The 13,868-nt window shown below is 68.2% G+C and carries 13 protein-coding genes; 7 read left to right on the forward strand and 6 right to left on the reverse strand.

The annotated features are described in order from the left end of the window. The first annotated feature begins 240 nt into the window (after positions 1-240). Genes BN977_RS20710 through BN977_RS20740 form a run of 7 tightly spaced genes read left to right on the forward strand, consistent with a single transcriptional unit; the run spans position 241 to position 6,077 of the window. Positions 241-1,191, forward strand: coding sequence for an alpha/beta hydrolase (locus BN977_RS20710; protein ID WP_036401152.1), 951 nt, complete (start codon positions 241-243; stop codon positions 1,189-1,191). After that, positions 1,188-2,030 carry an SDR family NAD(P)-dependent oxidoreductase gene (locus tag BN977_RS20715; RefSeq protein ID WP_024451708.1) on the forward strand — a complete coding sequence of 281 codons (843 nt, stop codon included), beginning with the start codon at positions 1,188-1,190 and terminating at the stop codon, positions 2,028-2,030. Before BN977_RS20710 ends, BN977_RS20715 begins: the two co-directional genes overlap by 4 nt. Before the next feature lie 11 nt (positions 2,031-2,041). Further along, positions 2,042-2,962, forward strand: a complete 921-nt coding sequence (locus tag BN977_RS20720) for a reductase (protein ID WP_024451709.1) — start codon at positions 2,042-2,044, stop codon at positions 2,960-2,962. Positions 2,963-2,971: 9 nt separating this feature from the next. Continuing rightward, a complete protein-coding gene (locus tag BN977_RS20725; protein ID WP_036401155.1) occupies positions 2,972-4,426 on the forward strand; it encodes a flavin-containing monooxygenase in 1,455 nt (484 codons plus the stop codon). Between the two features lie 9 nt (positions 4,427-4,435). Beyond that, a complete protein-coding gene (locus BN977_RS20730; protein WP_036404045.1) occupies positions 4,436-5,182 on the forward strand; it encodes a MerR family transcriptional regulator in 747 nt (248 codons plus the stop codon). Continuing rightward, positions 5,179-5,502: a methyl-accepting chemotaxis protein gene (locus BN977_RS20735; protein WP_051251965.1), complete on the forward strand. Its 324-nt coding sequence runs from the start codon at positions 5,179-5,181 to the stop codon at positions 5,500-5,502. The genes BN977_RS20730 and BN977_RS20735 overlap by 4 nt, the downstream gene beginning before the upstream one ends. Further along, on the forward strand, positions 5,502-6,077 hold the full coding sequence (locus BN977_RS20740; protein ID WP_036401157.1) for a class I SAM-dependent methyltransferase: 576 nt from the start codon (positions 5,502-5,504) through the stop codon (positions 6,075-6,077). Before BN977_RS20735 ends, BN977_RS20740 begins: the two co-directional genes overlap by 1 nt. On the opposite strand, the gene BN977_RS20745 is transcribed toward BN977_RS20740, so the two are convergent. Genes BN977_RS20745 through BN977_RS20770 form a run of 6 tightly spaced genes read right to left on the reverse strand, consistent with a single transcriptional unit; the run spans position 6,046 to position 13,862 of the window. Next, positions 6,046-6,708 (reverse strand): YoaK family protein, encoded by a 663-nt coding sequence (locus tag BN977_RS20745; protein WP_051561753.1) that lies wholly within the window; start codon positions 6,706-6,708, stop codon positions 6,046-6,048. The two genes, BN977_RS20740 and BN977_RS20745, sit on opposite strands and share 32 nt — an antisense overlap. Continuing rightward, positions 6,705-7,472 (reverse strand): exodeoxyribonuclease III, encoded by a 768-nt coding sequence (locus BN977_RS20750; RefSeq protein ID WP_036401161.1) that lies wholly within the window; start codon positions 7,470-7,472, stop codon positions 6,705-6,707. Before BN977_RS20750 ends, BN977_RS20745 begins: the two co-directional genes overlap by 4 nt. Beyond that, entirely contained in the window at positions 7,463-10,891 is a 3,429-nt protein-coding gene (locus tag BN977_RS20755) for an ATP-binding protein (RefSeq protein WP_036401163.1), read from the reverse strand. The genes BN977_RS20750 and BN977_RS20755 overlap by 10 nt, the downstream gene beginning before the upstream one ends. Then, complete coding sequence (locus BN977_RS20760; protein WP_084172635.1) at positions 10,884-11,552, reverse strand: DUF4194 domain-containing protein; 669 nt, start codon at positions 11,550-11,552, stop codon at positions 10,884-10,886. Before BN977_RS20760 ends, BN977_RS20755 begins: the two co-directional genes overlap by 8 nt. After that, positions 11,549-12,982 carry a DUF3375 domain-containing protein gene (locus tag BN977_RS20765; protein ID WP_036401165.1) on the reverse strand — a complete coding sequence of 478 codons (1,434 nt, stop codon included), beginning with the start codon at positions 12,980-12,982 and terminating at the stop codon, positions 11,549-11,551. Before BN977_RS20765 ends, BN977_RS20760 begins: the two co-directional genes overlap by 4 nt. Further along, positions 12,975-13,862, reverse strand: a complete 888-nt coding sequence (locus tag BN977_RS20770; protein WP_036401168.1) for an N-acetylglutamate synthase, CG3035 family — start codon at positions 13,860-13,862, stop codon at positions 12,975-12,977. Before BN977_RS20770 ends, BN977_RS20765 begins: the two co-directional genes overlap by 8 nt. Between the last annotated feature and the right edge of the window lie 6 nt (positions 13,863-13,868).

Below are 13,868 nucleotides of genomic sequence, written 5' to 3' on the forward strand. Positions count from 1 at the left end.
TGCTGCTGGAGCGGTGGTCGTCCGCGAGTCGCGAGGGCAACGGGAACGGTCACCCCGGGAGATGGCCGAGGGGTGACCGCTCATGGCTGTAGACGCGTCGGAGACGCCCGGGTGAGTTCGATCGACGGCTAGCCCACCTAACCGACGAGGATGCCCGCATGCACGCGCGACCGCTGAGGCAGATTGTCCACCGCCAACTGTGCCATTGACAAATGACACAGTTGATGATGACCTAATGGTGTGACGGACACTGAGGTACCGGCCCGCGCCACGTTGCGTGCGGTGGTCTCGGCCACGGCGACCCGCTGGACGCTGGGCTGCCTGACCAGCGTGATCCCGATGACGGCGCCGGGGGTGTGGTTCGGCAGGCAGCTGATCGCCACCATCATGGCCGTCGGGGGCTCGATGCCCGCGGGCGCCAGGATCATCCCGGAATCCGGCGGCGAATGGGTGCTCGGACCGGGCGTCGAATTCGGCCGTCGCGCAGGCTATTACGTGCACGGTAGCGCGTACGTCATCTGCTCGGCGAAAACCCACCGCAAGCTGGTCGCCCGGCTGTCCGAAGCCACCGGCCTACCCTTCTTCGTGGTGGACTACCGGCTGGCCCCCGAACACCGGTTCCCGACCGCGGCGCGCGACGTCGAAGCCGGCTACCGCTGGCTGCTCGCACAGGGCTACCGGGCGTCCGACATCGTCATCGGGGCCGACTCCGCCGGCGGGCACCTGACCTGCGACCTGCTGCTGGCCCACGCCGACGATCCCGCGTTCCAGCCGGCCGGCGTGGTGCTGTTCTCCCCACTGATCGACCTCACGCTCGGGCTGGCCGAACAGCAGGAGCGCACCCATCGGGATCCGGCGATGTCGGCGGGTGCGGCCCGCAAGATGGTGGGCCTGTACACACACGGCCAGGACCCCGCGCATCCGCGACTGCGCCTCGACTTCACCAAAGCGCGGGCGCTGCCGCCCGTCCTGATCCAGGCCGGCGGCTTCGAGATGCTGCGCGCCGACGCCCGCCACCTGGACGCCGAACTGCGCAAGGCCGGCGGCCGCAGCACGCTCGAGGTGTGGCCCGGCATGGTGCACGTCTTCCAGGCCCTGCCGAACGTGGCGCCCGAGGCCAAAGCCGCGCTGCGCCGGGCGGCGAGCTTCATCACCGGCCAGTTTTCCGACGACCTGCAGGAGATCTGTTGATATTCAACCTGTTCGGCGGCCGCAAACGCACCACCGACGCCAAAGCGGTGGTGACCGGTGCCGGCAGCGGAATCGGCCGGTCGTTCGCGCTCGAGCTCGCCCGCCGCGGTGGCGAGGTCATCTGCGCGGACATCGACGCCGACCGCGCCGCCGAAACCGTCGGCCTGATCGATCGGCTCTGGACGGGCAAGGGCCACGCCGTGCAGTGCGACGTCTCCGACCGCAGCGCGATCGAACTGCTGGCCAAGCAGGCGCAGGACGTCTTCGGTGGCCCGCCCACGTTGGTGATCAACAACGCCGGCGTCGGGATCGGCGGAAAACCGGTCGGCGACATCGGGTTCGACGACTGGGACTGGGCGCTCGGGATCAACCTGTGGGGCGTGGTGTACGGCTGCGAGGTCTTCACGCCGATCCTGCGCAAGGCCGGCCGCGGCGGGATCATCAACGTGGCCTCGGCCGCGGGCTTCGCGGCGGCACCGTCGATGGCCGCCTACAACGTCTCCAAGGCGGGCGTGATGTCCCTGTCCGAAACCCTGGCCGCCGAACTGGACGGCACCGATATCACGGTGACCGTGCTGTGCCCGACATTCGTGAAAACCAATGTGTTCCAAGACGGGCGGATCACCCCCGGTTCGATGAACCTGAGCCAGCAGCTGGCGCGGTGGACCGGCCTGTCCGCCGACAACGTCGCCGCCCGCACCCTCAACGCCCACGACGACGGGCGGCTCTACGTGGTCCCGCAGCTCGACGCCACCGTCATCTGGCACCTGAAACGGCACTTCCCCTCCCTGTACGTCCGCGGCGCCGGGCTACTCGGCCGTCTGCTCCCGGAAAACTGAAAGGCTCAATCATGGCGATGGATCTCGACAACATGCTGCAGATGATCAAGGACAAGCAGTGGGCCCTGGTCGACATCGACTGGGACGCACCGGGCGCCGAGCTCATCGACGCAGACCTGTGGGCCAAGCTCAAGCCGTTCATGACCGACCTGATGTGGATCGAGAATGTCGGCGCGCGCGGATTCGCCGCCCTGGCCAAGAAGGCCCCGACCCCGACGCTGAAGAGCATCTACGAACATTTCCACGCCGAGGAGCAGAAGCACGCCAACGCCGAACTGGCGTTGATGCGCCGCTGGGGCATGCTCGAGGACGACGAGATCCCGCCGCCCAGTGTGAACGTGCAGCTGGTGATCAACTGGCTGGACAAGTACTCCGACGGCATGGACCTGACCTTCCTGGGCACCGTCATCCCGATGCTCGAGGTGGCGCTCGACGGTGCGCTGATCAAGTTCATCACCGACGAGGTCAAGGACCCGGTGGCCCAGGAGGTGTTCAAACGCATCAACTCCGACGAGTCCCGGCATCTGGCGGTGGATTTCGAGGTGATGGACATCATCGGCCACGCCGACATGCGCAAGCTGCTGATCAAACTGGTCGGCGGTTGGGTCAAACCCACCTTCCTGGTCGGCGTGCTCAGCTACGTGCCGCTGCTGAACAAGATGCGCGACAACATCGTGGCCATGGGTGTCGACGAGGAGCGCCTCTACCAAGCCATGCGTCGCTTCCAAAGCGTCGGCGAGCGAAGCCAGTTCGCGCGGCGGGTGCCGATGTACCGGATCATCTCCTGGCAGGGCCGCAAGGTGATCGACCGCACCTCGAAATACCATTGGATGGCCGACTCGCTGGTGAAGATCACCGGCGTGATCCCGATCTCGCTGGTGCGCAACAATCCCACCTGGTCGCAGGAACTGACCTACGAGCCCGTTGCCTAGGAGACGCTGATGACTGTTTCTGTTGCCATCATCGGCGCCGGGTTCGCCGGTATCGGCGCGGCCATCCGGCTCAAGGACCGCGGTATCACCGACTTCGTGATCTACGAGCGGGACACCCGGGTCGGCGGGACCTGGCGGGACAACACCTATCCCGGTGCGGCCTGCGATATCCCGTCCCGGCTGTACTCCTACAGCTTCGCGCCCAACCCCGACTGGTCGCACACCTACTCGGGCAGCGCCGAAATCCTGCGGTACATCGAGACCATGGTCACCGAGGCCGGCATCGAGCCGCACATCCGGTTCGAGCACACCGTCACCGGCGTGGTCTACGACCAGGCGGCGGGGGAGTGGACGGTCAGCTTCACCGACCGCGACCCGGTGCGCGCGCGGGCCGTGATCGTCGCCTCCGGGCCGCTGGCCAACGTGAGCCTGCCCGACATCCCGGGCATCGACACCTTCGAGGGCAAGAAGATCCACAGCGCCCGCTGGGATCACGGGTACGACTTCGCCGGTAAGAAGGTCGCCGTCGTCGGCACCGGTGCCAGTGGCGTCCAGATCGTGCCGGAACTGGTGAAGGTCGCCGAGTCGGTGAAGGTGTTCCAGCGCACCGCCGGATGGGTGTTGCCGCGGTACAACACCACGACCGCCGACTGGCTCAAGGACATCTACAAGACCGTGCCGCTGGCCGAGAAGCTGATGCGGTCCGCCTGGTTCTGGGGCCACGAGTCGGTGGCGCTCGGTGTGGTCTGGGACACCCCGTTCACCCGGCTGGTGGAAACCGTCAGCAGGGCGAATCTGCGTGCGCAGGTGAAGGATCCGTGGCTGCGCCGACAGCTCACGCCGGACTTCTCCGCCGGCTGCAAACGCCTGCTGATGACCAGTGACTACTACCCGGCCCTGCAGGCGGACAACTGCAAGTTGGTCACCTGGCCGATTGCGCGGCTGTCCGCCAACGGGATTCGGACCGTCGAGGGTATCGAGCACCAGTTCGACGCCATCGTGTTCGCCACCGGTTTCGACGTGTCCAAGACCGGGACGCCGTTCCCGGTCACCGGTGTCGACGGGCGGGTGCTGGCCTCGGAATGGAGCCGCGGCGCCTACGCCTACCGCAGCGTCGCGGTTTCCGGTTACCCCAACCTGTACTTCACCTTCGGGCCCAACTCGGGCCCCGGGCACAGCTCGGCGTTGGTGTATATGGAGGCGCAGATCGACTACATCACCGACGCGATCGGCAAGCTGCTGCAGTTCGGGTGGAAGGCGCTGGACGTCCGTCCCGACGTGCAGGCCCGCTACAACGAGCGGATCCAGCGTCGGCTGCGGTCCACGACGTGGAATTCCGGATGCCAGAGCTGGTATCTGACCGAGGACGGATTCAACGCGACCATGTTCCCCGGTTTCGCCACCCAGTACGTCAACCAGTTGAAGGCACTGGATCTGCGGGACTACCGGATCACCGCCGCCTAGACTTCGATGGTGGCCGAATACCGGATTGACGACCTCGCGCGGGAGGCGGGGACGACGACCCGGAATGTCCGCGTCTACCAAGAGAGCGGGTTGCTGCCGCGGCCGCAGCGCCGCGGGCGGGTCGCCATCTACACCGACAGGCACCTGCGCCAGTTGCAGGCGATCGTCCGGCTGCTCAGTGAGGGCTTCACCGTCAAGCACATCCTGAAGTTCCTGACCGGGCTGCAGCGCGGCGAGGGCCTGGTGGAGGTGCTGGACCTGGAAGAGCTCGGCGAGCTGGTCACCGAACCGTGGTCACGCCCGGTGCCCGAGACGATGACCCGCGCGCAACTGCAGGCCCGGCTCGGCGAGCTCAACGCGGCCACCGTGCGCAAGCTGATCACCAACGGGATCATCGAGCCCGCCGAGGACGCGGACACCTATCGGGTGCGGGACCGCCGGGTCATCGACGACTTCGGCAAACTGGTTTCCCGCGGTATGCCGCTGGCGGCGATCCTGAAGACGACGGCGGCGGTGGACAAGAAGCTCGACGAGGCCGCCCGGGCGCTGACCGAAGCCGGCCACGCCGAGGTGGTCCGGCAGCGCGGCACCGGCTGGTATCCGAGCACCGATGTGGAACTGGCGTGGGCCGCCGACCTGATCGACGTCATGCGCCGGGTGGCACGGCGGTCGGCGCACGCCAGTCTGGACCGGGCACTGGACGAGGCGGTGCGTGCCGAGCTACGGCGCTATCAGCAGGGGGAGCAGCAGACGTGAGACGGCTCAGGGTTCTTGAGGACATCACCGAACTGCGCCGGTCGGCACAGTTCATCGCGCAGAACATCGCCGAACTGAGCGAGAGCGCGGCCGGCATCAATCGCCACGCCGAGAAGATCGCCGGCGAGATCGCCACCCTGACCGAAGCCGCCAGCGGCATCGACTCCTCCGCGGAGAAGATCGCCGCCGGCGCCAACGCGATCGCCGAGACGCTGCCGCGCATCCAGCGGCTGGCCGAGGTCGTCGACCCGCTGGAGAGCACCGTGGCGCGGCTGGGCTGGGTGGTGGACCGGATACCCGGCGGAAAGCGCACCCAGTGATGACGCCCAGCGCCGCGACCGCCGCGATCACCCGGTTCTGGAGTCTGGCCGCGCCGCTGTACGACCAGCGCTGCCTGCAGCGTTGGGTGTACCGGCCCGCCCAAGACGAGGTGATCGCCCAGCTGCGCCGCCACGGGTCCCGTCAGATCGCCGATATCGCCTGCGGCACCGGCATTCTCACCAGCCGGATCCAACGTGAGTTGCTGCCCGACGAGGTGTACGGCATCGACCTGGCCGACGGCATGCTGGCGCAGGCGCGCAAACGCTCCGACCGGGTGCGCTGGATGTCCGCGCCCGCCGAGACGTTGCCGTTCACCGACGGTTTCCTGGACGCCGTGGTGACGACGTCGGCCTTCCACTTCTTCGACCAGCCGGCGGCGCTACGGGAGTTCCGCCGCGTGCTGGTGCCGGGCGGCGTGGTGGTGGCCACCAGCATCAGCCCCGGCGCGCGAGCGGTCCGGGCGTTGTTCACCGACGCCGGCCTCACCGTCGCCGATCAGCACCGGGTGCGCCGGCCGCTCTGGGGGCCCGTCTCGGACCTCATCACAGTCGGCGTGAAACCGCCGCAGACGTAGCCACGGCGGCCAACAGCAGCGTGGCCAGCCCCAGCGCCCAGGCGTGATACCCGTGCACCACCAGCGCGGCACCGGCCAGCGCGCCGAGGAACATGGCCAGCACCGGCACCAGCCTGCGGCCGGCCTTGCTGCCATGCCCCGACGCGGCGTCCGAGGCGATCCCGGTGAGGGTCAGGGTGAGCACCGTGGTGGTGAGGTCGGGCACCGACAGCGCCCGCGCCGTCGCGTTCTGCAGACCCATGCCGACGCCCAGCAGCACGATCAGCGTGCTCATGATCCAGCTTCGGTAGGGTGCCGGCGCGGCGATGACCACCACCAGAGCGGCTGCGACGCAGATCAATTCGATGACCGTCGACGTCAACAGGTGCTTTCGCCGGTCCTCGCCCAGACGCTTGCGCAGCGACCCGCCGAACGCGGCGCCGATCAGAAAGGTGGCGACGGCGAGCAGCAGGGCCCACCACACGAAACCCGGTGCCCCCGCCAGGGCGAACCCGCTGAACACCACGTTGCCGGTCATATTGGCGACCAGGACATGCCCGAGCGCCAGGTAGCTGAACGCGTCCACCACGCCGGTGACGACCGTCAGGAGCAGCAGCAGCCTCGGGAGGGGAGCGTTCAATCCTTCGGTCACGCCAGGTCCACCAGCACCGGCGCGTGATCGCTGGGCTGCTTGCCCTTACGTTCTTCGCGGACGATCTCGGCGTGCGTGACGCGGGCCGCGAACTCCGCCGAGCCGAGGATGAAGTCGATACGCATACCCTGCTTCTTCGGGAAGCGCAGCTGGGTGTAATCCCAGTAGGTGTAGACACCGGGGCCCGGCGTGTACGGGCGCACCACGTCGGTGAACCCGGCCTCGTGGAAGGCGCGGAACGCGGCCCGCTCCGGCTCCGAAACATGGGTGGAGCCCTGGAAGACGGCGGGATCCCAGACGTCCTCGTCGGTGGGCGCGATGTTCCAGTCACCCATCAGCGCTACCGGGCCCGGCCATTCGGCAGACGAAACCCGGAGGGCCTCAAGCCATTCCAGCTTGTAGGTGTAGTGCTTGTCGGCCAGCGTGCGGCCGTTGGGGATGTAGAGGCTCCACAGCCGGACCCCGCCGCAGGTCGCCCCGATGGCCCGTGCCTCGGCCAGCCCGTCCCACAACGGCTGACCGGGGAAGCCGATCTCGACATCGTCGAGGCCGACCCGCGACGCGATCGCCACCCCGTTCCACTGGTTCAACCCGATATGGGCGACCTCGTAGCCCAGCGCGGCGAACGGCATGGCCGGGAACTGCGCATCGGTGCACTTGGTTTCCTGCATGGCCAGCACGTCGACGTCGGCGCGCGCCAGCCAGTCGGTGACGCGGTCGACGCGGGTCCGGATGGAGTTGACGTTCCAGGTGGCTACACGCACGCCAGATCCTTACGCAGGGCGGTGAAATCGGTGATGGTCTTGGTGGCCACTGACGCGACCGGGCGGGCGTTGCGGCCGGTGGCCTCGGTCTTGGACACCATCACCACCCCGTCGATATAGGGCTGGATGGTGGTGGCGTTCTGCACGGTGGCCACGATGACCAACTGGAAGCCGAACTTGCGGAACGCCTCCAGCGCCTGAGAGGCGAACTGCGGATCGGATTTGGAGAACGCCTCGTCCAGCATCAGCTGTGCGAAAACCGGGGTGTTGTCCCCGCTGTCGGGATTGGCCAGGTTGAAGCTCAGCGCACCGGCCAGACAGAACGCCATCAGCTTCTCCTGCTCACCGCCGGAGTTGTCCCCGGCATTGCTGTGCGTGCGGATCAGTTCGTCGGTGCGCACATCCCACTCGGCGCAGTCGAAGGTGAACCGGTTGCGCACGTCCAGCGCGTCGCGGGTCCAGTTGCGGTCCTCGGGGGCGGTGCTGGCCAACCGGTTCCGCAACCGCAGGATATCGGCGTACTGCTCCAGGATCGCCTTCTTGTCGCCCATGCTGACCTCGGCCACCCGGCGCGAGATCGCCTTGACGATCTCGGTGAGCTCGGAGACGGCGGCCAGGCTGCGTGGGGTGGCGCGCAGCGTCAGCCGGGTGCCGCGGTTGAATTCCACCGCGCTCAACCCGCCGTTGACGCGGTCGATCTGCTCGCTGATCCGCCGGGTCTCCTGCTCGGCCACCCGGTGCAGCGTCAGGATGGCGTCGGGGGCCTGTTCGGTGATCAACCGCATCATCCGGTCATAGGCGTCCGGCAACTCCCGTTCGTCGATGTGCCGGCACACCGCCACGTAGTCATGCACCCGCTCGTCCAGATCGTCGGAGTCGTTCGGGATGGCGTCCGGGAACGAGGTGTCGAAGGTGGCGATGATGCGGGACAGCTCTTCATGAGAGCGCCTGCGGCTTTCGGTCAGCTGATCGCGTTCCCGGCGGACCGCGGCGAACAACGCGTCGCGGTGCGGCTCGGGGTTGAGCAGCTCGAGGGTGACCGGCAGCTCGGCGGCGAACCGGCGCAACAGCTCGGTGGCCGGCTCGGAGACCGCCGGCGGGGAGAGCCGGTCGGCCAGCTCCAGCAGCTGGGTGCGGCGGCTGTCCAGATCATCACGCCGGGTCTGGATCGCACCGCGGCGGGTCATCAGCGTCTGGATGTCGGTCCAGCATTCCTCGGCCCGGGCGCTCAGGGCTTCGATGTCCGGGTGGTCGGCCAGCAGCAGTTCGTACTGTTCGCGCAGCCGATCGGCGTGCCCGTCGGCGGTCTCGATGTCGATCTGGCTCCACTGCGGGAACTGCTCGTAGATGGCCCTGCAGGCCGCGGCCCGGTCCCGCCACTGCTGGCGTTGCGCAGCAATGTCATCGGCGGCCTTGCGGGCCCGCGCGAAGGACTCCTCGGCCTCGGCCAGCTCGGTGTGCAGCGCTTCCAGCTTGGCGCTGATGTCACCCTGGTAGATGTACTCCGACGGTTTCAGCGGCCTGCGGTCGTCCTTCACGGCAACCCGGTCGGATTCCTTGTACAGCCCCGAATCGGTGACCGCGCGGCGGAACCGGGCGAACACGTCGGGGGTGTCGACGCAGATGTGGTCACCGGCGGCGGTGATCACGTCGAGCGCCTCGGCCGCGCAGGCGTGGTCCGGGTTGACCAGGAACAGCTTGCCGGCCAGCGTTCGCGAGGAGTCGGAGACGGATCGCGCAGACACAGTGTTCGGCTCGGGTTCGGTGCCGCCGGCGCTGTTGCGGACATGGTGCAGCGCCAGCCGGCCGCGCATATTGGTCTCGTTGACGAACCGCAGCACCTTGGCGTGGTGCCGGTCGGGCACCAGCAACCGCAGCCCGACACCACGCAGTACCTTCTCGACCGCCACCCGCCAGCGCTGCTGGTCCGGTCGCAGGTCGAAAAGCTCTGCGACATACGGTAACTCGCCGGGGTCCACGCCGATCGCGGTGCAGATGTGGTCGCGCATCGCCACCGCGAACTCGGGCAGCGCCGAGCCCACCTGCTCCACCCGCTTGAGCTCCTTGGCGGCGTTGTCGCGCAGGATGCGGGCCGACTTCTGGGCGTACTCGGCGTCGGTCGAGGCCTCGCGGCCCCACTCCAGCTTGCCGAGCATCTCGGTGGCCTGCTTGGTGAGCGCCTCACGCAGCTCCCAGAACTCGTCGGCACTGTCCGGCACGTCGATGCCCTGGGCGGTGACCAGTTCCTCGAACGCGGCGCGCCGGCGCGACACCTCCTCGGCCTGTGCTTCGGCGGCGGTGACCTGGGCCTGCAGCGGGCCCACATTCGCGCTGGCGCCGCTGATCTGGGCGTTGAGCGAATCACCCTCGGCCTTGGCCAGATTCAGCTGGCGGGTCAGGTCGGCGTACTCGTTGTCCAACTGGGTGATGGTGGCGTCCAACGCCTCGATCTGGGCCGGGCACTCGCGCAGCCGGACGTGATCGGTGTAGGCCCGCACCATCGGCGGGTCGACCAGGTCGATGATGCCCAGATCGCTGGACTCCGAGGCGTAGCGCACCTGGATCGCCTCGATATCGCCGAGGATCTTGCGTTTGCGTTGCGCGACGGCCAGCAGCTCGCGGGCCTCCACCAGCGGGTCGATCTGCTTGAGCGCCTCGGGCAGCCGGGCCAGGCTGTCCGGCTCGTCGAGCATGAAGTCGCGGACGAACTGTTCTAGCCCGCCGACGCTTTTCAGCGATTTGGCCTTGCCGAGCAGCTGCTGGGCGGCGTCGGAGGACCGGATGCCGATGGACGAGTACAACTGGGCCAGATACTGGGACTCCACCTTGGTGGAGAACCGCCAACCTCCATATTCCCCGTCGCTTCGCTCGCCCCGGGTGTATTTCCCGTCGCTTCGCTCGCCCCCGGTGTCCTTGAACACGCTCGCATCGAACCGCCCCGCCGCCCACCGGTTGCACACATCCTCGATGCTCAGATCGCCGTCGCCGAGCACGTAGCGGCTGGACGAATCCGAACGGGATTCGCCGGTCAGCCATTTCAGTACCAGGCCGGTGATGGCGCGCCCGGTGTTGCTGCGGTAGGTGACCGCCACCGCCGACCAGGTGGTGCCCTCACCGCGCAGGTACATGACCTGGCTGGTGCCCCCGTCGCTGCGCTGGCCCCAGGCCCCGCGCACATACTTGTCCACGGTGCGCCGCCCGGCGCTGGACCCGGCGGCGGTGTTGTCGCCGGAGGCGTTGAAGTTGCGCCGGTTGAACGGCAGGAAGCCCAGCGAGATCGCGTCCAGCAGTGAGGATTTACCGCTGCCCGAGGCGCCCGCGATCAGCGCGCCCCCCGGCCCGAAGCCGATGTCGTGGTAACCGTCGAACACGCCCCAGTTGATGACCTGCAGCCGCGACAGGTGGAACTGCTCACTCATCGCCTGCCCCGCCCTTCAGGAGTGCCTCGAACTGCTGCTGCAGTTCGGTGATCACCGAGGCCGTCATGATGGCGCTGATCACCGGGCTGACCGTGTAGCTGTCCTCGTCGTCGCGGGTCTTGCGCAGGATCTCCAGCCCGGCCAGGCGTGCGACGGCGGCGTCGATGCGCGCGGTGAAGGTGACGGCGTCGCGGTCGGTGTCGTTGAGCACCCCGGCGAACAGGCCGTGGATCTCGTCGCGGCTGATGACGAAACTCGCGTCACCGCCGGCGCGCATCATCTGCGCCAGGTGCAGCGCCAGGATGGAGTCGTAGGTGCCCAGCGGTTCCCGGCGCAGCAGCTTGACGCCCCGGGCCGACTCGTACCGGGCCTGCTCGATGAACGCGATCTCCACGCCCTCGGCGATCTGCAACTGCAGGTCCAGTTCGGACAGCCGGACCGCCAGGTCGGCCCGGTATTCCTTGATCCAGCTGTAGATATCGCTGTCGGATTCGTTGCTGATGTAGCGGCGGGTGAGCAGGTGCTGCAGCGCCCAGCAGGCACGGTCGGGCAGCGCGCTGACGTCGCCCTCGAACCGGGGCCGGCGCGGCTGCTGCGGCGCGGTGCGGCCGGTGCGGTCGACCTCGGGCAGGGAGGCGAAATCAACTGGCGTATCGGTCACGATGCAACTCCCGCAATGGGTTCGGTGAACATCAGGTGCGGAACCTCCATCTCGCGGTCGCGGCCGTCGAGCGAATGGAACCGGACGCGCGCCGGTTCGGTATCGGTCTTGCCCGTATCTGGATTGCCGCCTCCGGCGGCGGGTTGCTTGAGGGCCCACGACCACAGCACGATCACGTGCCCCAGGTACGGGGTGTCCAGCATGGAGACCGCGTCGGGCAGGGATAACGGGGCATCGCGCAGCGCGGCGTTGACCATCGCCGACATCGCGGGCGCGTCCACCTGGGTGGTCAGTGCCGCGAAGGTGGACAGATCCACGTCGCCCTCGGCGATGGCCGCCGGTTTCGGTGCGGACAGGTCGTTGATCCGGAAGCTCAGGGCGCCCACCGAACTGATGGTGTGCCGGGCCAGTGGCACGTCGATGTCCAGGCGGGAGTCCGTCAGCGACACCTTGAGCAGTGCGCGGGCCGCGCCGATGGCCTCGTTGAGCTGCCGCGCGATGCCGCGGCTCTGCTCCAGCGTGCCGAACGCGGTGAACCGCTTGACCCGCTGCGCGCAGCGCTGCTGGATGCGTTCCACCTCGTCGATCTGGTGCCCGACCAGTTCGAAGAACCCGGCCATCACCTTGCGCAGCGCCGGGTCCAGGTCGGGCAGGGCGCCGGCCACCGCGGCGATATCGCCCTCGAACGCCATGCGCTGCTCGGGGTCGTTGATCATCCGCAGGAACGCCCGGTGCGAATCACGGCCGGCGGACTCCCAGGCCTCCTGATAGTCGGCGTACATCTGCCGCTGCCGGTCGCGGTATTCGGTATTGGTCTCGATCGGGTCGTCGAGGGCGGCGGTGGCCTGCTCGATCATGGTGCCGTACAAGCCGATATCGGTGATCAGCCGTTCCATCTGCAGGGCGATGGCGCGGGCCTCGTCGTACATCGAGGTGACATCGGGCTCGGGACGCAACCCGGCGTCGAGTTCCTCCAGCTCGCGGTGCAGGGCCGCGATCTCGGCCTCGATGCCGGCCCGGATGCGTGCCGGATCGTTGTCGACGCGGACGGCGACCTGTTTGAGCCGGGAGGCGATGCCGTTGATGGAACCGCCGGTGGCGATGGTGTCGTTGCGGCGCATGCCCCGGACGAAATCCAGCGCCCGCCGGGCGTCCTGGGTCAGGTAGCAGACGTTGCGGTCACCCTTCACGACGCGGTGCAGCCAGCCCTGGCTGGCCCACGTCTTGATCAGGGTCAGCCCGGACTGCTCGATCTCGTCGAGGTCTTCCAGGTCGCGGTCCAGCCGCACCACCAGATCGGTCTCGGGCACCACGCCCTCGAGCAGGTGCCGCTCCATCAGCGTGGCGTAGATGGCCAGGTTCTGGGTGGCCAGCAGCCGGACCGCGCGGGTGGACTGCACGTCGCGGTTGAGTTGGAGTAACTCATGCATCGGGAAGGAGGCTTTCTGCGCGCAGGTACCGCAGCGTGTGGTGCAGGCGGAAACCCATCGAGTGATACAGCGTGGCGGCGGGCTCGTTGTCGGCGAGCACCTGCACGTAGGCCCGAGTGGCCCCGTGCCCGGCCGCCCAGCCCAGCAGTGCAGAACATACCGTGCGGGCGTGACCGCGGCGCCGCGCTTCCTCGGTGACCCGCACACAGGAGATGCCCACCCAGACGGTGCCGTCCGGCGCCGTCGTCACCGCGCCACGGCCCACGGCTTCTCTACCGATCGTGGCGAAACCAACCTGGCCGTCGACGACGGCCGTGAGCACCTCGACCGGGACGTTGCGCTGGTAGGTCGCCAGCCACTGGTCGTCCGGGCGGGACGGGAAATCGGCGGGGGCGACGTCGGGGCCGATATCGCGGACCAGTACACGAGTGGCCTTGACACCGGGCGTCGTGACCGGCAGCAGCCGGTCCGGCAACGCCAGCCAGGCCGGCAGGCCGCGCGCGGCATACCACTCGGCGATGGCGGCCACGGCGTGCGTCGTGGCCTCGAAGAGCAGGGGCACCGCGGAATTGGCGCGGCTGGTGTAGCCATCCCCGATTCCTGGGCCGGCGCGCAGCAGCCAACCGTCGTGCCAGTGCTGCTCGGTGCCCGGCCAGGCCAGCGCCGCGGCGTGTTCCAGCGCGCGGATCTCGGAATTGCGCACCGTGACATGGGACAGTTCGCGCACCGACACCACATCGCCAGGGGCGATGTGGACCGTCTCACCGGACTTGGTGCGCACCGACACGACGGGGGTGAGCGCTTGGATCTCGCCCACGACGTCGGAGAAGCCGTCGGGCACGCGATAGCGCAGCGACACCCGGTCACCGACGGTGGTCATCTAGCG

Source organism: Mycolicibacterium cosmeticum, from assembly GCF_000613185.1.
Taxonomy (GTDB): Bacteria; Actinomycetota; Actinomycetes; order Mycobacteriales; family Mycobacteriaceae; genus Mycobacterium; species Mycobacterium cosmeticum.